This window comes from Sinobaca sp. TMA16-18 (assembly GCF_059510535.1).
This window is the reverse complement of the sequence record NZ_JCAKFM010000002.1, coordinates 97,777-115,759: the sequence shown is the minus strand read 5'-3', so window position 1 is coordinate 115,759 and position 17,983 is coordinate 97,777. Positions and strand designations below refer to the sequence as shown.

The 17,983-nt window shown below is 42.9% G+C and carries 22 protein-coding genes; 7 read left to right on the top strand and 15 right to left on the bottom strand.

The genetic code is table 11. The features are described 5' to 3' along the window. Positions 1–139: 139 nt before the first annotated feature. Together AC5W14_RS04340 and AC5W14_RS04335 are read left to right on the top strand one after the other, a co-directional pair. Positions 140–901 carry a DeoR/GlpR family DNA-binding transcription regulator gene (locus AC5W14_RS04340; protein WP_496193756.1) on the top strand — a complete coding sequence of 254 codons (762 nt, stop codon included), beginning with the start codon at positions 140–142 and terminating at the stop codon, positions 899–901. A 25-nt stretch (positions 902–926) separates the two neighbouring features. After that, entirely contained in the window at positions 927–1,316 is a 390-nt protein-coding gene (locus AC5W14_RS04335) for a tautomerase family protein (RefSeq protein ID WP_496193755.1), read from the top strand. Between the two features lie 83 nt (positions 1,317–1,399). On the opposite strand, the gene AC5W14_RS04330 is transcribed toward AC5W14_RS04335, so the two are convergent. From AC5W14_RS04330 to AC5W14_RS04320, 3 genes are all read right to left on the bottom strand, one after another. Continuing rightward, the gene (locus AC5W14_RS04330) at positions 1,400–1,708 is read right to left on the bottom strand and encodes a PTS sugar transporter subunit IIA (protein WP_496193754.1); all 309 of its coding nucleotides are present in this window, start codon (positions 1,706–1,708) and stop codon (positions 1,400–1,402) included. Continuing rightward, a complete protein-coding gene (locus AC5W14_RS04325) occupies positions 1,709–2,008 on the bottom strand; it encodes a PTS sugar transporter subunit IIB (RefSeq protein ID WP_496193753.1) in 300 nt (99 codons plus the stop codon). Between the two features lie 151 nt (positions 2,009–2,159). Continuing rightward, positions 2,160–3,059 (bottom strand): DUF5996 family protein, encoded by a 900-nt coding sequence (locus tag AC5W14_RS04320; protein ID WP_496193752.1) that lies wholly within the window; start codon positions 3,057–3,059, stop codon positions 2,160–2,162. Positions 3,060–3,204: 145 nt separating this feature from the next. Here AC5W14_RS04320 and AC5W14_RS04315 point away from each other — a divergent pair, with 145 nt between their 5' ends. Then, entirely contained in the window at positions 3,205–3,648 is a 444-nt protein-coding gene (locus AC5W14_RS04315) for a hypothetical protein (protein ID WP_496059986.1), read from the top strand. Between the two features lie 47 nt (positions 3,649–3,695). On the opposite strand, the gene AC5W14_RS04310 is transcribed toward AC5W14_RS04315, so the two are convergent. The 3 genes from AC5W14_RS04310 to AC5W14_RS04300 form a co-directional block, all read right to left on the bottom strand. Further along, positions 3,696–4,481, bottom strand: a complete 786-nt coding sequence (locus tag AC5W14_RS04310) for a hypothetical protein (protein ID WP_496059987.1) — start codon at positions 4,479–4,481, stop codon at positions 3,696–3,698. A 14-nt stretch (positions 4,482–4,495) separates the two neighbouring features. After that, a complete protein-coding gene (locus AC5W14_RS04305; RefSeq protein WP_496193751.1) occupies positions 4,496–5,860 on the bottom strand; it encodes a TcaA 3rd/4th domain-containing protein in 1,365 nt (454 codons plus the stop codon). A 298-nt stretch (positions 5,861–6,158) separates the two neighbouring features. Further along, the gene (locus AC5W14_RS04300) at positions 6,159–7,175 is read right to left on the bottom strand and encodes a serine hydrolase domain-containing protein (protein ID WP_496193750.1); all 1,017 of its coding nucleotides are present in this window, start codon (positions 7,173–7,175) and stop codon (positions 6,159–6,161) included. A gap of 99 nt (positions 7,176–7,274) precedes the next feature. Between AC5W14_RS04300 and AC5W14_RS04295 the strand changes: the two genes are divergently transcribed. Beyond that, the gene (locus AC5W14_RS04295; protein WP_496059990.1) at positions 7,275–7,724 is read left to right on the top strand and encodes a hypothetical protein; all 450 of its coding nucleotides are present in this window, start codon (positions 7,275–7,277) and stop codon (positions 7,722–7,724) included. A gap of 90 nt (positions 7,725–7,814) precedes the next feature. Next, positions 7,815–8,663, top strand: coding sequence for an STAS domain-containing protein (locus AC5W14_RS04290; protein ID WP_496059991.1), 849 nt, complete (start codon positions 7,815–7,817; stop codon positions 8,661–8,663). Between the two features lie 142 nt (positions 8,664–8,805). Here AC5W14_RS04290 and AC5W14_RS04285 read toward each other — a convergent pair whose 3' ends face one another. Further along, positions 8,806–9,855: a class I fructose-bisphosphate aldolase gene (locus AC5W14_RS04285; RefSeq protein WP_496059992.1), complete on the bottom strand. Its 1,050-nt coding sequence runs from the start codon at positions 9,853–9,855 to the stop codon at positions 8,806–8,808. A 139-nt stretch (positions 9,856–9,994) separates the two neighbouring features. Here AC5W14_RS04285 and AC5W14_RS04280 point away from each other — a divergent pair, with 139 nt between their 5' ends. Then, complete coding sequence (locus AC5W14_RS04280) at positions 9,995–10,348, top strand: carboxymuconolactone decarboxylase family protein (protein ID WP_496059993.1); 354 nt, start codon at positions 9,995–9,997, stop codon at positions 10,346–10,348. A gap of 51 nt (positions 10,349–10,399) precedes the next feature. Here the strand turns inward: AC5W14_RS04280 and AC5W14_RS04275 are convergent, their stop codons facing one another. The 3 genes from AC5W14_RS04275 to AC5W14_RS04265 form a co-directional block, all read right to left on the bottom strand. Beyond that, a complete protein-coding gene (locus tag AC5W14_RS04275; protein ID WP_496193749.1) occupies positions 10,400–10,864 on the bottom strand; it encodes a DMT family transporter in 465 nt (154 codons plus the stop codon). A 12-nt stretch (positions 10,865–10,876) separates the two neighbouring features. Continuing rightward, the gene (locus tag AC5W14_RS04270; protein ID WP_496059995.1) at positions 10,877–11,305 is read right to left on the bottom strand and encodes a DMT family transporter; all 429 of its coding nucleotides are present in this window, start codon (positions 11,303–11,305) and stop codon (positions 10,877–10,879) included. 71 nt (positions 11,306–11,376) lie between these two features. Continuing rightward, the gene (locus AC5W14_RS04265) at positions 11,377–11,691 is read right to left on the bottom strand and encodes an ArsR/SmtB family transcription factor (protein ID WP_496059996.1); all 315 of its coding nucleotides are present in this window, start codon (positions 11,689–11,691) and stop codon (positions 11,377–11,379) included. Positions 11,692–11,825: 134 nt separating this feature from the next. On the opposite strand from AC5W14_RS04265, the gene AC5W14_RS04260 reads away from it, so the two are divergent. Continuing rightward, positions 11,826–12,167, top strand: a complete 342-nt coding sequence (locus tag AC5W14_RS04260; protein ID WP_170146884.1) for a YflT domain-containing protein — start codon at positions 11,826–11,828, stop codon at positions 12,165–12,167. Between the two features lie 38 nt (positions 12,168–12,205). On the opposite strand, the gene AC5W14_RS04255 is transcribed toward AC5W14_RS04260, so the two are convergent. The 5 genes from AC5W14_RS04255 to glcD all read right to left on the bottom strand — a co-directional run bounded on the left by AC5W14_RS04255 (position 12,206) and on the right by glcD (position 17,850). Next, on the bottom strand, positions 12,206–13,501 hold the full coding sequence (locus AC5W14_RS04255; protein WP_496193748.1) for an NAD(P)-binding domain-containing protein: 1,296 nt from the start codon (positions 13,499–13,501) through the stop codon (positions 12,206–12,208). Positions 13,502–13,553: 52 nt separating this feature from the next. After that, positions 13,554–13,880 carry an ArsR/SmtB family transcription factor gene (locus AC5W14_RS04250; protein ID WP_496059998.1) on the bottom strand — a complete coding sequence of 109 codons (327 nt, stop codon included), beginning with the start codon at positions 13,878–13,880 and terminating at the stop codon, positions 13,554–13,556. A gap of 88 nt (positions 13,881–13,968) precedes the next feature. After that, complete coding sequence (locus tag AC5W14_RS04245) at positions 13,969–15,087, bottom strand: CdaR family transcriptional regulator (RefSeq protein WP_496193747.1); 1,119 nt, start codon at positions 15,085–15,087, stop codon at positions 13,969–13,971. 16 nt (positions 15,088–15,103) lie between these two features. Beyond that, a complete protein-coding gene (locus tag AC5W14_RS04240) occupies positions 15,104–16,447 on the bottom strand; it encodes a (Fe-S)-binding protein (RefSeq protein ID WP_496193746.1) in 1,344 nt (447 codons plus the stop codon). Next, positions 16,444–17,850, bottom strand: a complete 1,407-nt coding sequence (glcD, locus tag AC5W14_RS04235; RefSeq protein ID WP_496060001.1) for a glycolate oxidase subunit GlcD — start codon at positions 17,848–17,850, stop codon at positions 16,444–16,446. The genes AC5W14_RS04240 and glcD overlap by 4 nt, the downstream gene beginning before the upstream one ends. Positions 17,851–17,983: the final 133 nt, after the last annotated feature.

The following is a 17,983-nucleotide window of genomic DNA, read 5'->3' as shown; positions in this document are numbered from 1 at the left end:
TAAAAAAATAATCAAGTGTTAATTATATTTTGGTTATTTCTTGATAAACTTTATCATATTACTTTTTTGTATGCGCTATATTATGATACAATATAATCATCACACTTAGCCATTTATATTAAATAAGGAGGTGGGAATTGTGAAAGCTAAACGCATTCATCAAATTGAGGAATACTTAGAAAAAAAACAGGAAGCTTCTCTCGATGAACTCAAGGATATATTTGACGTCTCTTTAAATACGATCCGCAGAGATATCAATGAGTTAACGGAAGCCAGTGTTATTCGAAAAGTATACGGCGGAGTGATCTATAATAAATCAAAATCAGCAACAACCGCCTATGAAGAACGAACAATCAGCTCCCTCACTGAAAAAAGAAAAATAGGTCATCACTGCACGACTTGTATTGAAGAAAATGATATTGTTTATATTGATTCTGGGACTACAACTCATTTTATTCTCGATAAACTGCCTTCATCAATCGAATTCACACTAATTACGAATAGTTTGGAAGTGATCAATAAGGCTGTAAAGTATCCAAATATCCAGCTTATAATTATTGGAGAAACGTACGACCGTGCTACAAAATCGTTTATTGGCGTAACAGATGATGAAACAATCAGCAAATATAATATTTCAAAAGCTTTTATGTCTGCCACTGCTTTTTCAATGGCTAATGGAGCATCTAACTCTTCATTGTTGGAAAATCGAATTAAACGAATTGTCTGCAGTCGCGCAGATGAAATTTATTTACTAATCGATTCCACTAAATTTGGTAAAAGTTCATTATTCACTTATGCTCATCTTAATCAATTGCATACAATTGTTACTGACAGCCAACTTTCCATTAAGCAAGCCGATTTGTTGAAAAAAGAACACCTAGTTGATTTGGTTATGGTTTAATATCAATTAAGAGAGGGTTAAAAATATGCCATTATTAAAATTTTACATGTACGAAGGACGAAATGAAGACGAAATTACCCTCTTATTGGATACTGCTCACCGAGTGATGGTAGATACATTTAAAGTACCAGAGCAGGACCGCTATCAACTTGTACAACAATTAAAACCTTATGAAATGATTGCTCATGATACTGGGCTTGGAATGGAAAGAACAAATAAATTCATACTAGTGCATATGTTCACGAGAAAACGGCCCGAAAATCAAATTACTGCATTCTATAAAAATCTGTCAGGGGCAATTCAAAAAAAGTGTAATATTTCTGCATCAGACGTGATGGTTTCTGTTTCAGTCAATGAAGATTCCGATTGGAGCTTCGGAAAAGGAAGAGCGCAGTTTCTTACTGGGGAATTATAGAAAAAACAGGCCATGGGTATATATCCCCGTGGCCTGTTTCATTTAGTTAAATCATTAGTGCTGCCTTACTTACCTAACTTAATTTAAGAAGGATTAACTTTCATATTCAATTCAGCTAACTCCTGCGTTAGTTCAAAAATCATGCCCGCATTTGTTACATGGTCCATTGCGTGAATAAGGTAAATTGTTATTGCTGTCTCCGATTCACGTGCGTTTTTTGTAAGAAGGTCTGTCTGTTTTCGATGAGCGGCCAGCAGATGCTGCTTAGCCTCCTCCATTTTCTTCTCATAAGATTCTTTCTCATGCTTTTTAGCAAAAGCAAGCCCTTCGTAAGCCGCCTGCTTTGCCTGTGCCGCTTCAGTAATAAGTGGCATAAAGACTTCAATATCCAACTACAGAGCCTCTTTAATCTGATCAAATACACTATAAGCATTCATCGTATTATAGTCTTTTACAGATATTCTTTTGATCACTGCTTCACTGACTTCACCATATGCATTTTCTTCACGATGAACCTGCGGTCCTAGCAAAATAACATCTATTGCCTCTTTTTTTGCAGTATCAATACCCTCCAAAGTACTCTTAGAATGAATATCTACCTCTATTTTACTTTCTTCTGCTTGTTCTTTTAATTTTTTTACAAGCAAACTCGTTGTTATTCCAGCTTCACATACTACTAGCACTTTTTTCATCAATGATTACCCCCATTTTTAATTCACATTTTAATCATTATTCTTGTTTATCATATTTCATATGAAAGCACAAGTTTTATGAATGTTTATAGCTACAAACAGTAGAGAGAAAGCTGTTGGATAATTTTCAGGGCGTCTTTTTGTTGTGCTGTTAAATGGTTGGCTGCTTTTTCATTAACAACGGTTTTCTGTAATAGTCACAGCCCTTCCAGCCGAGTTCCTCTGTTAAAATATCAAATGTCGTATGGAAAAAGCGCTGAATCGGCTCACTGGCAGGTTTTTCCGTATCCAGTTTCAGAAAGAATTCGCTCAGTTCTTTATCGTAATAAGCTTGTTCTGGTTCCAGCGAGTCATCTTTAAGCTCTTTGTTTAAAAATGGATACGGCAGAACGAAAAAGGAAGGCTCATCCACTGCGTCGTCACCGAGCCAAAATCCGTATTCAATAAACTGCTCGTCAAACGCTGCTTTTTCTATCGGTCTGTCTTCCGGGAACGGTTCTGGAACATTGCTTACAATCAGCGTGGAAACATCGAACGTGCCCCAGAATAAACCCGGCATGACTTTGCGGCAGCGCATGGAGCTGATGAAAGCCCGCTGCTCGCGCAATGCCATTTGAAACAGCGCAAGACCCTCCAGTGCTTCCGACTGACGGTAGGTGTGGTTAATCGTATCTTCATCGAGCATCGCGTCGATTTTCATTTCCTGCGGTTTTGGAAAAATAGAAATAGAAACGCCGTGCCTGTCCAACGTTTGAAAAATCCACTCATAGTATTCTTTCACAGTTTTTCCGTCTTCCAGCGCAGTAGATTCCTGCTGGTCATCCACCTGCACCCTCACTTCATTTTGCCTAATATCCACGTCAACTTGAACGGTATGAGTGTCATGATACAATAAGCCTGTAGAAAAACCACCAGGTGTTAACGACAACATTACGTGGGCCCACTGCGGTTCTTGAGCAGCCAATTCCAGCCTGATTTTTCCGAGAATCTGGGAGATTAAGTGAAGGGTGCGCTTCGTATCTTTCCAATCGGAATGCTTTACTATACTCACAATACGTTCTTCCCTTCCATTGTGTAATAATGGTAGCTGTATTATAGTAGATTCTCCATGACGGCGGATCTTCCTGCCGGATGAGGTTTTTCTTCACACTATAAAAGGGAAGGGATAAGAAAGATCCTGAAGGAGGACATCGATTTTGGACTTATCCACCATTAAAGAAAAAGTAAAAGAAGGCGCCCAGGGAAAGATGACCATCACGCTTACCGAAGAGATGCTTCTCAAGCTGATGAACGTAAAGAAAATCGACAATGTGAAAATCACAAATGTTACCGTAGAAAAACGCAAGCTGCGGATAGATGGAACGTTTACAAAAATGCATATTCCCGTTCATTTCAACGTGCAGCTGCGTCCCGCTTATACGATTGACCGTTCCATCTTTTTTAAAGTTAAAAAAATCTGTCCCATTAATGCAAAATGGCTGCGAAAAAAGATTTTTCATCAGCCTCCGATGATGACCATGAAAGGAAAAGTGGTTGGCTTTCACCTCGATTCCGTGAAACAGCTGCAGTATATTCCTGTCGGCCAGTTTGACTCCTATTATTTTGAGAACCGCAAAGTCCACATAAAATTAAAACTTTAATACACAAAAAAAGCAGCCGGCTTCGGCTGCTTTTTCAATAGAGAATCTCAATAATACCCCGGCATAGAATAATTCATAATATCGCTGATAACCTGACCCAAAATACTTTCTCCTATGAAGTATGCTACCAGACTAAGCAGTATTATAGTAATAACACTAGCATAAAAAGGGTTGAATTCCAGTTTATTTCCCTTTGTTATTTTTGAATTAGGAAGCGTAAACAGTATTGCTGGAATACTTACCAGAAAAGAAATATAGCTGATACTAAATAGAACAGAAGCAAGCGAATAGATATTTATTAATATAAAAGGAAAAGCTAAAACCATTACAGCCGCAGCCGGAGTCATATAGACTCCCCACCGGGAAAATACTTCTTTATATGTTAATCTGCTTTTCATTACAGAAGAAAACATGAACAGAATTAAAGTAAGCATTCCTAAAAAAATGGCTATATATAATATTGGCTGTACAAACCAATTACTAAAGGAAAAATAAACAGCTTCAAACGTAACCTGCCTTAAAAACGTGTATATGTTTATTGGAATAAAGATAAGAAATGCAAGGACCGAACATAGAGCAAAAATCCAGCTGTTTCCATTTACGTATGAAGCTGTGCCTACCGGATTAAGCAGGGCCTGCTTGGCAAAATTCAAATATTCCACTGCTTTATTAGGAGTTGGAATGGCTCTTTCCTGAACTCCCTCTATCGTAGCTGCTGTTTCTTCATCCGCTCCTGGTTCCGCTGAGCCCTGCATATGACTTGTAGGTACTCCGCAATTCGTACAGAACTTCGCCTCTTCATTTAGTATTTCTCCACACTGCTGACAGTTCATTTTATCCCTGCTTTCTATAAATTAGTTTCTTCAAAAATTTCAGTTGGACTACTCAAAGAACTGAAATCGTTTAACAAATATCCTGAAATAATCCACGTATCCGTATCTTTATCGTAGGAATACCAAAAATCCATTCCATCGGAATACGTTTCTACTTCTACTTCTTTTTCACCTTCATACGTATATGACGCGTCGTAGCTCATTTCTGTTTGGCCTGTCAGCACTAATTGATCCGTTTCTATATCTTCTTCTACAAAAAAACCTTCCCTGTCGTAAGAAAAAGCATTCATTGAACTTTTGTAATCAACACCTTCATTTTCTGAAAGGGCTATTTCTGCCTCTATTTTTTCTTTCAGTTCAGGTGTAACCATGTCCAGTTCTTTTCCTTCAAAACTAGCCAGCATGAAATCAAGAGATAAAGCACCCAATTCCTCCTGAAGATCGGATTCTATCTCAGTAAACGAAAGATAAGTCGATGACGAGTCAATTACTGTTGGGGAGGTTTCTACGATGCCCCATGGAGCTTCAGCCTGAGCCTTTATTTCATGGGTTCCATCCAGCGCAATAGGTTCAATTAGACCATCATTCTCTAAACCCATTCCAATCGGCTCTCCGTCTATTAGTACAGTAATGGGAAGATCATAGCCTTCAACCCAGCTTTCTTCCACAATAACCCTGGTACTTCCACCCTCAAGATAAACGCTTTCTTCTATAGTCGTAACAAATGAATCATAAAGCTGGACCGTTTTTGATTCTTCTATTTTGGCGAATTCTCCCTCAAATGAAGCGGTCACATCGTATTCACCTGGATGTACCGGCCCATAAATAAGCGGCTCTTCTCCCGTATACTCACCCACCAGTTCTTCATCAACAAATATACTCGCACCTTCCATATTTGTTGTTAAATCTAAATAAAAACCAGGCATCTTTATGTAGAATTGATCAAATAGACCAAACCTTTTCGGTCCATTAGTTAAAGAAAATAAATGAACGCTTGAACTCTCATTATGTTCCATTTGATTAAACTCCGCTGCTGCCGCTTCTTCTTTTAAGTCTGTGATCATTTCTTCACGATAGTTCGGATATTCATTCATCTGCGCTACGACATTTTCCAGATCACTTTCTTCTACAGTAAGCTCACTACTTGAAGAATGAATGATATCAGCCAAGGTATCTAAATCTTCTTCAATAAGCGCCTTTTCAAATGAAGCTACCACATTTTGAGGGTCACCGGCCTGATTTCCCCATATAAAGAAGGCTATCAATACAGCTGCTAAAATTCCAAAGCCGGCTATTAAAAACTTGTTCGGTGCTTTTCGCTTCTGCTTTACTTTTGTTGTACGTTCGCCACATTGAGAACAGAACTTTTCTGAACTCAATAATTCAGTGTTACATTTTCTGCACTTCATATACCCCACTACTTTCTACCCTTAAATAAAAAAATAGAGCGCTAGAATCAGACATTCTCTTCTTTTTCTTGACATTTACCTCCTTTTATTAGTACTAAAGTATTATATTAATAGTAATATATTTCGATTATCTTTTCTACCTATTTATTATTACACCATTTAAATCAATGCAAAAAAAAGAAGCTGTTTTCCAGCTTCCCAAGTGTTTATGATGATTACAATTTAAATATATACCGGCAACCAACTGCTGCTTTAGATTTGTTTCAAATTACTTTATACAAATTTCTTCAATTTTTCTAATCATCTCATGGGCTCCGTCTTCTTTATTAGAGCACACAACAACTGCCAGGCTTTGATCCAGCCTGTAAAAGGATCGGAAGTTAGCACCCGGGTCATATCCCATTAGGATGTACTTCACTACTTCTGTCTCATTTCTTTCGATGTACCCAACATATCCGTACGAAATAGATTCTGAAAGGGATACCTGCGGCTCTAAAAAGGCGGTTGTCATTTCCTCTGAGAACAGTTTATAACTCATCAGCGCTTCCCAGAAAAGCACCATGTCCGCTGCCGTCGTATAGGCTCCACGGTCTGGTCCGCCTTTAATTGGAATGGCATACTGGTTGGTTTTAACTTTGCCTTCTTTTGTTTCTATATAGCCGGAAGCAGTTCTCTCCGGAAGCTGGTCCAGTCTAAAATAGCCCGTGTCTTTCATACCGGCTTTTTGAAATACCTGCTGCTCTACATACTCGCTGCATTCCATGCCGGACACCTGTTCAATGATCAATCCAAGCAGAATGTACCCTGCGTGATTGGCATGAAACATTGCCTCGACGGGAGATACCATATTTTTCTGCTGAAACAACGGCAGGTAGTCGCTCGTTTTTCTCATCCGGTACATTGGTTTCTGAATCCACAGATCTTCATATGCCCTCATTGTTTCTTCCTCAAAATAATCAGGAATGCCCGACGTATGAAGAAGCAGATGTTTTATAGTAATATCTTCATCAAAATAAGGGAATGTAATATCCAGACAGTCTTTTAATAATGTATCAAAATCCAGCTTTTCTTCTTCTATCAGCTGACACACTGCCGCTGCTGTGAAAATCTGGCTGGCGGAAGCCATATTAAACCTTGTAGTCACCTGGTTTTCCCACTTTTCGGGCAGGTTCGCAAAGCCGCTGCTTCCGCTTCCCTGTTTGTCTTCTCCTCGTGCAGCAAAAGCACCGGAGAAATCTATTTCGTTTTGCAGTACCTGAATCTGTTCCATTTCTTTCGTATTCATTTTTGTTCTATCCCCTTTCTTCTATAGGAAATGTATCATATTTGCCCGGCCTGCGATAATATTCAATGAAAAGCTTTTAAAATAAAAGGAGGATGCTGTATGGATCGTTTTTTAAATGAAATGAAAAAGAAAGTCCAGCATTATGCTGAAAATGGGGTCACTGTCCCTATCAATGAATCGATGCTTTTAAAACTGCTTCAAATAAAAAAGATAGAACAAGTGGAAGTGACTCATGCCGCTATCCTTGATCAGATGATTCGTATCGATGGCACGTTCACGAAAATGCGCGTCCCTGTAAAATATTCGATTTATTTAGAACCTGCTCATACAGAAGACCGCACGATTTATTTCCGATTAAGACGAACGGCTCCCCTGGATGCTGCCTGGATCCACAAAAAGCTGTTTAACCGTCCCCCTTACTTTTCCATCGACGGGGACCTGATCGGTTTTCATATGGAAGTCATCAAGCAGATGCAGTACATTCCTGTTGGAAAGATCGATACTTTTTATACAGAAAGTGGGAAAATTCAAGTCGTTTTAAAAGCCTGAGGCCCTGTTTATTCAATATTTCTTGTGCTATCTTCCCCCTGCCTCTATACTGGATAAGAACTACATTATCAACAGTGGGGGAAATGAAGGATGGATTACGATAAAGATCAAATAAATAAGTCCCTGCACCAATACCTATCCGAAAACCTGGACTCCATGAAAGATTTGTGGAAAGAGTCCTATAAAGACAACCGTGTTAATGTGCCAGATGCCACTATCGCTGAAAAACTGGAAGAAATGAAGGAACAATTCATTACAGAACTTCTTCATGTGTTTCAAGATGATGAACCCGGCTTTTATGATCGATTTCAGGCCAAGATTGAAGAAGTCGTTGATGAGAGCCGCGAGATATGGAAGCCGCTTCTTCTGGTTCAGGAAGAGTTCACCAAATATAGAGAAATCATTTTTGATCATATAGAATACTTTATTAAGCAATATAATAACTCCGTACCTATCGAGCACGTCCTGGAATGGCAGCGCAAGGCACTGCGGGCGTTTGACTATGCCAGCAGCGCCTTTATGCAGCAGGCTCTTCTTCATATGGATGGAGAAATTCAGGATAAAGAAAACATGATCCTGGAACTCACTGCTCCCATTATTCTGCTTCAGCCGGGCATCGGCCTTCTGCCGCTCGTCGGAAATATCGATGTCGAGCGCGGCGATGTAATTGTAGAACATACATTAAAACAGTGTGCCCTCAAACAGATGGATCGGCTGTACATTGATTTATCCGGCGTGCTGCATATCAATGCGTTAGTAGCTGAAAAAATCAAGCAGCTCATTTCGGCCCTGCAGTTACTGGGCATTGAAACGACTCTATCCGGGATGCGCCCATATATGGCACAGCAGGCAGTACAGCTTGGCATTTCTTTTAAAAATGTACAAGTCGTATCCGACCTTCCGCAGGCGCTGCGGGTCAACCAGGTACCTGTACAATAGAATAAGTGAAGAACCGGATACTCCATTAAGAGTATCCGGCTTTTTAGGATATCCATTTATTAACTTCATCCATAATGCCCTCGGTTTTCACTGCTATGTAAGAAAAGCACCTGGAAGTAAAGCACCAGGCGCTCTATTTATGCTACGCCAGCGTCACTGATTCATCAGCGTAAACGCTCTGCACGGCCCGGATAATTTCGGCTCCTTCTTTCATCGGGCGCTGGAACGCTTTTCTTCCCATAATAAGTCCCATTCCTCCGGCCCTTTTATTAATTACAGCTGTCTTCACGGCTTCCGCAAAGTCATTATCTGCAGAACCCCCGCCTGAATTAATAAGACCGGCTCTTCCCATAAAGGAATTGACGACTTGATAGCGTGTAAGGTCAATCGGGTGGTCGCTCGTCAGATCGGAATATACTTTATCATGGGTTTTCCCAAACCCAAGTGTCGTGTAGCCGCCGTTATTCGTAGGAAGCTTTTGTTTGACAATATCCGCCTGCAGGCTCGCCGACAGGTGAACGGCCTGACTGGATAAATCCGAAGACGTATGATAATCAGTCCCGTCTTTGTTAAAACCAGGGTTGCGGAGGTACGCCCATAAAATAGTCGCCATTCCAAGCTCATGCGCTCGTTCGAAGGCTTTTGTCACTTCCTGGATCTGCCTGCCGCTTTCCTCGGAGCCGAAATAAATGGTAGCTCCGACGGCCGCCGCTCCCATTTTATGAGCCTGCTCTACCGAGCCAAACATAATCTGGTCGTGCGTATTTGGATACGTTAACAGTTCGTTATGATTAATTTTTGCAATAAATGGAATCTTATGCGCATAATCCCGTGCAATGGATCCCAGCACCCCAATAGTAGATGCGACCGCATTGCACCTGCTTTCGATCGCAAGTTTAACGATGTTTTCCGGATCAAAATAGATGGGATTTGGGGCAAATGAGGCTCCGGCAGAGTGTTCAATACCCTGATCCACTGGAAGAATGGATAAATACCCCGTTCCACCAAGCTGCCCATGATCAAACAAACTCTGCAGGTTGCGCAGTACTACCGGAGAACGGTCCGTAGACTTGTACACACGATCTACGAAATCCGGCCCCGGTACGTGAAGATCCTCTTTTGAAATTGTTTTGCTCTCATGTCCTAGTAAGTATTCTGCGTCCCGGCCCAGCACTTCTTCTGTTGTTGCCATTTTACGACCTCCTTACTTAATTTGAGCGTTCTTTCATTCTCATTCCCTGATCTGTATACTTCATAAACAAATATTTCCACATGTTTAAAAAGGATTAGAAGGGGAATTTACTTAAAAGGTTATAAGGAGGTTTTTTGTAATGGCTAAGATAGATGCAAAAGAAATCAAAAAACAGTACCTTGAAGGCGTAGACAGCTTCAGCAGCACGTTCCCGGAGATTGCTTCCCAGTACAACCACTTTACAGGAAGCTGCTTTGCAGATGGAGAAATTTCCGCTGCCCAGAAACATTTAAGCGCTTTGGCTATCAGCATTAAAGATGCCGACGAAACCTGTATTGTCTATCACATGGATCAATGTATTCATCACGGCTGCAGCGAACAGCAGATCAAAGAAACGTTGGCAGTGGCAGCAGCATTCGGCGGCGGTGCTGCTATGAGCAGCGCGGTAACATCAGGTCTTGAAGCATATGCCCAGTTAAAAGAAGACAAATAAAAAAACCGGAGTGGAGACATCCATTCCGGCTTTTATACATATACATGCAGATTAAACGGTTTCTACTGCCGTTTTTTTCTTATCTTTTTTAAATAAGAAGTACAGCGCCGCCAAAAGCAGGAGCACACCGAAAAAACGCTGCAGATCAAATGCGGCTGTCGGCGTGTGAAACCAGCCGAAGTGATCAATGACCATACTTGCGGCAAGCTGCCCGACAATCACATTGACGACCGCCACCGTAACACCGATACGCGGCACCGAGAACACCATCAAAGATAAATACAAAAACCCAAATATGGCACAAACGAGCTGCCAGGCAGGAACCTGAAAGACATCTAGTATCGTTCCCCCGCCAAAGAATGGAATAACAATTGTTAAAATAATAGCTCCTGTAAAAAATGTTAGAAATGCACTTTCAATCGTCCCAATTTTGTTTCCAAGTGTTCCATTAACTGCCGACTGCAGGCTCAGTCCGATCCCTGCCATCAGTGGAATAAATATTGCTGCTGTGAGCATGCGTTCGTCCTCCTATAAAATTAAAAATAATGATGCAATCAACAGGCCGCCTGCAATAAGACGGTTTACGTTAAACCGGGCCTTCGGTGTCCCGAGCCACCCAAAATGGTCAACGATCATGCTCATGACAAGCTGACCGATAATAACGGCTGTAACAGCTGTACCTACACCTACGAGGTTCACACTGATAATAAGAAAAGCCAGGTAAATCACCCCGAGAACGCCTCCGATTAACTGCCATCTCGGCACTTTCGTTATCTGCTTCACGTCTCCTTTACCAAAGAAAAGAGCGATAAGAAATGTAGCCATTGCTCCGATAATAAAAATAAAATAAGTGCTTTCCAATTCACCGATGTTTTCTCCTAAAGCGCCTCCTATAGCTGCTTCCAGGCTTAAAGACATACCCGCTATTAAAGCCAGGATATATACCATAATTTTCATGCTTCCACTCCTTAATCTATATATCTAGAATATTCGATATAAATAAGCAAAGAAAAAACAGAAATCCGGGTTCAGATCTCTGTTTCGAGAAATGAAGCAAGCTCTTTGATCGTTTTTTCGTTCCGGCGGTAGTATGTCCACTGGCCGTAGCGAATGGATTCCAAAAGCCCTGCTTTCTGCATCATATTCAAATAGTGGGATACGGTAGACTGGGAAGCATTTACTTTTTCCTGAATGTCCCCCACGCATACGCCGCCTTCAAGGCTCACATCCTTTGGAAGATGAGCCTGCTGCTTTGGAAAGTGCTTTTCCGGTTCCCTAAGCCACATAAGAATATTCAATCGGGTCTCGTTTGACAATGCTTTAAAAAGATCGATGTTATTCATGGGCCTATTGTATATCGAATATATTCGATATGTCAACTACTCTATTTCATCATGAAGGTTAAGCGCGCATCATTTAGGGTAAAGATTTATAATATGCAAAAGAACCATTGTGTACATTCAAAGGAGGAACGACATTGGATCCCAAGTTTAAGCTTTTTCACAACGATGAATCATTAGGAAAGTCGATTGGCAAGCTGACTAAAGCAGGTGTCAGCGGTGAGGACTTATATGTTATTTCCTTTGACCGCAGACGTACCCGCCGCAACAAAAAAAATACAGATGCCAAGAAAATCGGCAGAAAAGAAATGGGTGTCGGCACGGTACTCAAAAATATTTTCCGGGGCCGCCAGACAAAGGTTGAAGTAAAGCTGAAAAGAATCGGCTTTGACGCTGAAAAGGCAGAAAAGCTCCGCGTAGAATTGGAAAAAGGAAAAATTCTACTTATTGTTACCAACCAGGAAAAAGTTAGATTTTAACATAAAAAACGACCGGGACAATTCCCGGTCGTTTTTTGTTAGGAACAACAGCTGTTCGAGACGGCAATCGTTAACGGCCCGCCGGCCGGTACAGTCGAACACACGCCGGTTTCCGGCAGTTCCAGGTGGACTTCTGCGGCTTCTGCTTTGTCTCCTGCAATATAGGCTGCCACTGACCGGGCCTGTTCGTAGCCGGTGGCTAATAAAAACGTCGGGGCTCTGCCATAGCTCTTCGCTCCAATAATATACACACTTTCTTCAGGCTGACGCAGTTCCTTTTCCCCATGCGGCCTTACGGTTCCACAGCTGTGGATGTTGGGGTCAATTAACGTCGCCAGGGCCGGGACACATTCGAGCGCCGCATCTCTATCCCAGCGAAGTTCCCCTAAAAAGTGAAAAGAAGGCCGTGAGCCTGTATTGCAGATAATGTAGTCAAACGGGCCTATTTCACTTGCTTCGTCGTTCTGTTTTCCCAAAAGAGTCAGCTGCTTACCTGTCTCCTTCACGGATTCAATATAAAATGCTTCATGCACCTGGATTTTTCCGTTGTCCCAGGCCTCTTTAATGCGCTGCCCCAGGTCGCCTCTCGCCGGCAGCTGGTCCTGGTCCCCGCCTCCAAGCGCATCTACCGTCGTGGGCTTACGATGAATCCACGAAACGGTTGTTTCCGGATACACCTCCTGCAGCTCCAACAGCTCCAGAATAGACTGCATCGCAGAGTGTCCACTTCCCACTACAGCAGTGTTGGAATTTATATACACAGAAGAACTGCTTTTTTCTCTGTCAGGAATGCTGTAAACAAGACGGGTCAGATGCTTCTCTGCTGAGGTATCACCTCCGGGTACAAGGGAATTGGGCTGCCCCCACGTACCGGTTGCATCAATAATTGCTTTGGCTTCTATTGTGTTCCGCTCTCCTTTGGCAGTCTCTGTTATTATCTGAAAAGGCGCTTCCTTTCGGCCTTTTGATTTCACTTTGTCGAATCCTTTTCTGGAAATATGGACCACTTTGCTGCCAAATAAAATGTTCGGTTTCATTTCAGGAAGGTCGACGAGCGGCTGCAGATACTCGGTCACGATATCTTTTCCGAGCGGCAGCTGTTCTGGATCGGGGAGCGGCACCTTGTGTTTATTCAATAACCGTTTGGCGGCATTATCCATATTGTACTTCCAGGGAGAAAAGAGGCGGACGTGTCCGTAATCCAGAAAGTTCGTACCGGGCCCTTCCCCGGCTTCCAATAATACAAATGCCTCTTCTTTTTCATGCAGCTCTGCTGCAGCAGCCAGTCCTACCGGCCCTCCTCCAACGATAACGACAGGCAGATGCTTTGTCATAACGAGTCATCCTTTCTTTTTATATCAATTTTTTTTGATGTATGAGGCAAAATTAAGAAGAAGGATAAAAAATACAGCAGAGTTCTTCAGACAAAAGATTTTTTACTGCTTCTTTATTCAAGTGGTAGTAGTTCCAGGTTCCGATTTTTTCTTTCTCAATCAAACCGGCCTCCCGCAGAATTTTCAAATGATAGGAAAGCTTGGACTGAGGAAGATCGACAAGGTCAGTAAGATCGCAGACACAGATGGAAGATTTTTGATTGAGCTCATACATAATTTTTAAGCGGGTGTTGTCTGCCAGTGCCTTAAACTTTATTTCATAAGAAGTAAAATCCATCACCTCTGCCGTCGTGCCGGAACGAAATTCTATCGGCTTCATTTTTCTTTCTCCTTATTATATCAATTTTTTTTGATGTATAGCCAGTGTAAAAGAAAAACGGTATATAAGCAAGTCCTTCTCCGTTTTTCTACTTCAAAAACTCCACAGCCAGATAAAAAGCAACAATGCCTTCTGTTGTCCGTGGATCAATGCCTGTGCATTCTTTAATCTGCTTTAAGCGGTAATGCAGCGTATTAATATGAATATGCATCACCCCGGCCGTTTCTTTCACAGATTGGTTACAGTGCAGGTATACTTCAAGCGTCTGCACCAGCTCTTTTTTCTGCTGAAGCGGCTCGATCACCCGGGTTAGAAATGTACTTCTGGCTTCGTCCGATACATCGCTCAGCACCAATTCAATCGAGAGATCTTCGTAAAAAATTAAACGTTTGCCCTGGGTCGTTGCCTGCAGGGCTTTTTTCGCGTTTTTGTAGGCTTCTTCCATTACGATGTTATCCCGGCTGGAACCGATCCCGATCCGGACCATTCCGTCGTACTGCTTTTCCATTTCTTTTCGGCAGGATTCCAGCTTGCTGGAAAAATCTTTTCGCTGCCGGGAGCCGCTTATTTCAATCATCAGTAAAAATAAATCCTCTCCCCATCTCACAAAAAAATTCTGCTTCCTTGGAAAACAGGAATGAAACGCGGACCTGGTATAGCGTTCAGCCTGAGCGGGCTGGCTTTTCGGCTCTTTTGCTTCTACAAGACAGCATAAATACGGGCGGTCCAGCGGTATCCCGAGCCTCATTCCGTGATTCATTAACTCCTGGTCGACACTTTCTGAACGGATCCATTCGTTAAAAAATACCTCTACGCTCCGGTCCTGCCACTTTTGTTCTTCCAATAGAAAAGCTTCATGTATCATCAGCTCGGTTAAGCGTCTTGTAAGCTCAGCAAATGCTTCTACTTTTTCCGGAGCACCTGTGATACCTATAATCCCTACGACACTGCCATGGTTAATCAGCGGCATCGTAATACCCTGTTTAACTCCTTTTAACGTCCCCAGATTGGCGTCATCAATATACAGCTTCTGCTTTGTCCGCAGCACAAGCTGGGCACCCTCATGAAGAGTACCCTTTCGGCTTGGATCCGTAGAAGCAATAATGGTGCTTGTATCATCAATAAAAATCACATCTTCTTTGATAACCCGCTTTACTTCTTCTACAATATTTTCTGCCAGTGCTGTGTTTACATTCACATTAGCCACCTCGTCTTATTTCCCCTTATACAGAAGACGTTTCTTTTTCTTCGTATTCGACTGCTTCCAAAAGCAGATCTGCCAGATGAACAGCCCGGACCTGACCTGTCAGCCCTTCTCTTTCTATTCCGAGTTTCATTTGGAGCAGACAGCCCGGGTTAGTCGTGACGATTGTCGCCGCCTTGGTCGCTTTCGCATTGGTCATTTTTGAATCCAGAATCTTCATCGACATCTCTGATTCAACAATGTTGTAAATACCGGCAGATCCGCAGCAGCGTCCGGCATCTTTCATTTCTTTGTACTCTGTTCCTTGAATGCTTTGAATCAGCTGTCTCGGCTCGGTTGTCGTATGCATAACATTCTTAAGATGACACGAGTCCTGGTACGTAATCACCTGTTCCGGCAGTCGGTAACCCCGGCCCGCAAAATCAAGTTCCATAAGCACCGTCGACATGTCTTTGAGCTTGCCGGCAAATGTTTCCGCCCGCTCTGCCCATTCCTGTTCGTCTTTCAGCAGGTGGCCGTAGTCAATCAGGAATGCGCCGCAGCCGCCGGCGTTGGTCACAATATAATCAACATTCAATTCTTCAAATGCTTCTATATTACGTTTCGCCATAGCTTTCGCTTTTTCCTTCTCACCGCTGTGGCCGTGAAGTGCTCCGCAGCAGGCCTGGCTTTCCGGGATCACAATATCGCATCCCGCTTTTTGCAGAAGCGTTGCCGTTGCGTCATTCGTGCTCATAAACATCGTATCCATTAAACATCCGGAAAAAAATGCCACACGCTTTCGTGGATTTTCCATATGATAATGCGCTGGGCGGTTCTTCATATCCCGCATTTTCGGCACCTGCGGGAGCACCTTTTCCATCGTCCCCATTGGCTGTGGAAGCTTATTTAGCAGCTTTGTTTTACGGACTGCTTTCTGCAGGCCGGTACGCTGATACAAACCGAGAAACCCTACTGCCATTCTCATCCGGTTCTGATGGGGAAACAGCTCATAGAATACGCCGCGGCGGATCACTTTCTCCGGCAGGCTGTGCGTTTTGTTTTGGTTCACAACATCCCTAACTTCTTCCAGAAGGTGGCCGTATTTGACCCCGGAAGGACAGACCGGTTCGCAGGCCCGGCAGCCCAGGCATTGATTTAAAGACTCTTCTACTTTTTCATCCGGCTCTATCAGTCCGTCTGCGACTCCTTTCATGAGCGCAATCCGTCCTCGTGGAGACTGGGATTCCTGAAATCCGGATTCCTCATATGTTGGACAGGACGGCAGACAGAATCCACACCGCATGCAGTTGAGCATTTCATCCTGATCCATCCGCTTCTGCCAGTCAATAATCATTTCCTGTTTTTTTGATTCCGTACTCATGAGGTCACCTCTTTTTGCTTAACTTCCCCGAATATTTTTTTAGGATTCATAATATTTTTAGGATCAAGACCCGTTTTGATTGCCTGCATAGCAGCAATACCCTCCCGGCCTAGCTTTAAGTGAAGGTAAGGCGCTTTCATTTCGCCTACGCCGTGCTCGCCGGTAATGGTGCCTCCCATATCAATCGATGTTTGGAAAATATCAGCAAAAGCTTTTTCCACCCGTTCCATTTCTTCTTTATCACGCGCATCTGTCAGACAGGTTGGATGCAGGTTACCATCGCCGGCATGCCCAAATGTACAGATCGTCACCTGGTGTTTTTCTGCAATCTCGTTGATCGCCTTTACCATCGGAGCCACCATCGAACGGGGCACGGTGGCGTCTTCTAAAATCGTAGTCGGCCGCAGGCGTGCCAGGGCAGCAAGTGCTGATCTTCTGGCGGTGCGAAGGCCTTCCGCTTCTTCTTCAGTGGCCGCTGCCTGAACCGATACCGCCTTATTTTCTTTGCAGACCGCCGTAATTTTTGCTATATCGGAGGCTACTACCGCCGCCGGTCCATCCTGTTCAATTAATAAAATAGCGCTCGCTTCTGTCGGCAGCCCGACGTGGGCGAAATCTTCCACGACCCGGATCGTTCCCTGATCGAGAAATTCCAGCGTCGCCGGAATAATTTTATTGGAAATAATAGCCGATACCGAATCGGCTGCGGCTTGAATATCATCATACACGGCAAGCACCGTCTGTTTTGTTTCCGGAATCGGAATCAGCTTTAGAATCACTTCTGTTACGATCCCAAGCGTCCCTTCCGCTCCAACAAACAGGCTTTTTAAATCATATCCCGCTACATCTTTAGTCAGCTTCCCGCCAAGGTGAATAATATCCCCATTAGCTACGACCACCGTCATACCGAGAACATAGTCTTTTGTGACACCGTACTTCAGCCCGCGCAGTCCACCGGAATTTTCACTCACGTTGCCGCCGATAGTCGAAATTTTCATGGAGCTTGGATCCGGCGGATAGAAAAGCCCTTTCGCCTCAACCGCATGGATCATATCGAGCGTAATCACTCCCGGTTCTACGGTGACAGTTAAATTATTTTCATCGATTTCTTTAATGCGGGTTAAGTGTTTAAACAGCAGAACAATGCCTCCGGAAGTAGGACATGTGCCGGCAGACAAATTAGTACCGGAGCCTCTCGGTACAATTGGAATTTCCTGTTCGCTGCATATTTTAACCACCGCCGCTATCTCTTCAGTATTCCGTGGCGCGATGACTCCATCCGGCATTGATTGAAATTCGGGAGTGCCATCGTAAGAATAGGTAAGCATGTCTGAAGGCGAATCAAAAAAATTATCTGCCCCTACGATTTCCGTAAACCGTTTTTTTGTACTTTCATCCAACATGTTGTTTCCACCCTTTCACCACTCGTTTCCTTTATCCTAATACGATCAAGCACGAATAGATATAGATGAATATACAAAATTAAAGCGTTTACATTTATATTTTTATATGTTCATACAACAAAACCCTTTCCAT

Excerpts from the sequence above, each read along its gene's own strand:
- AC5W14_RS04335 (WP_496193755.1), top strand. The coding sequence starts at position 927 with ATGCCATTATTAAAATTTTACATGTACGAAGGACGAAATGAAGACGAA.
- AC5W14_RS04325 (WP_496193753.1), bottom strand. The coding sequence starts at position 2,008 with ATGAAAAAAGTGCTAGTAGTATGTGAAGCTGGAATAACAACGAGTTTG.
- AC5W14_RS04310 (WP_496059987.1), bottom strand. The coding sequence starts at position 4,481 with ATGAACTGTCAGCAGTGTGGAGAAATACTAAATGAAGAGGCGAAGTTC.
- AC5W14_RS04300 (WP_496193750.1), bottom strand. The coding sequence starts at position 7,175 with ATGAATACGAAAGAAATGGAACAGATTCAGGTACTGCAAAACGAAATA.
- AC5W14_RS04295 (WP_496059990.1), top strand. The coding sequence starts at position 7,275 with ATGGATCGTTTTTTAAATGAAATGAAAAAGAAAGTCCAGCATTATGCT.
- AC5W14_RS04290 (WP_496059991.1), top strand. The coding sequence starts at position 7,815 with ATGGATTACGATAAAGATCAAATAAATAAGTCCCTGCACCAATACCTA.
- AC5W14_RS04285 (WP_496059992.1), bottom strand. The coding sequence starts at position 9,855 with ATGGCAACAACAGAAGAAGTGCTGGGCCGGGACGCAGAATACTTACTA.
- AC5W14_RS04280 (WP_496059993.1), top strand. The coding sequence starts at position 9,995 with ATGGCTAAGATAGATGCAAAAGAAATCAAAAAACAGTACCTTGAAGGC.
- AC5W14_RS04275 (WP_496193749.1), bottom strand. The coding sequence starts at position 10,864 with ATGCTCACAGCAGCAATATTTATTCCACTGATGGCAGGGATCGGACTG.
- AC5W14_RS04270 (WP_496059995.1), bottom strand. The coding sequence starts at position 11,305 with ATGAAAATTATGGTATATATCCTGGCTTTAATAGCGGGTATGTCTTTA.
- AC5W14_RS04265 (WP_496059996.1), bottom strand. The coding sequence starts at position 11,691 with ATGAATAACATCGATCTTTTTAAAGCATTGTCAAACGAGACCCGATTG.
- AC5W14_RS04255 (WP_496193748.1), bottom strand. The coding sequence starts at position 13,501 with ATGACAAAGCATCTGCCTGTCGTTATCGTTGGAGGAGGGCCGGTAGGA.
- AC5W14_RS04250 (WP_496059998.1), bottom strand. The coding sequence starts at position 13,880 with ATGAAGCCGATAGAATTTCGTTCCGGCACGACGGCAGAGGTGATGGAT.
- AC5W14_RS04240 (WP_496193746.1), bottom strand. The coding sequence starts at position 16,447 with ATGAGTACGGAATCAAAAAAACAGGAAATGATTATTGACTGGCAGAAG.
- glcD (WP_496060001.1), bottom strand. The coding sequence starts at position 17,850 with ATGTTGGATGAAAGTACAAAAAAACGGTTTACGGAAATCGTAGGGGCA.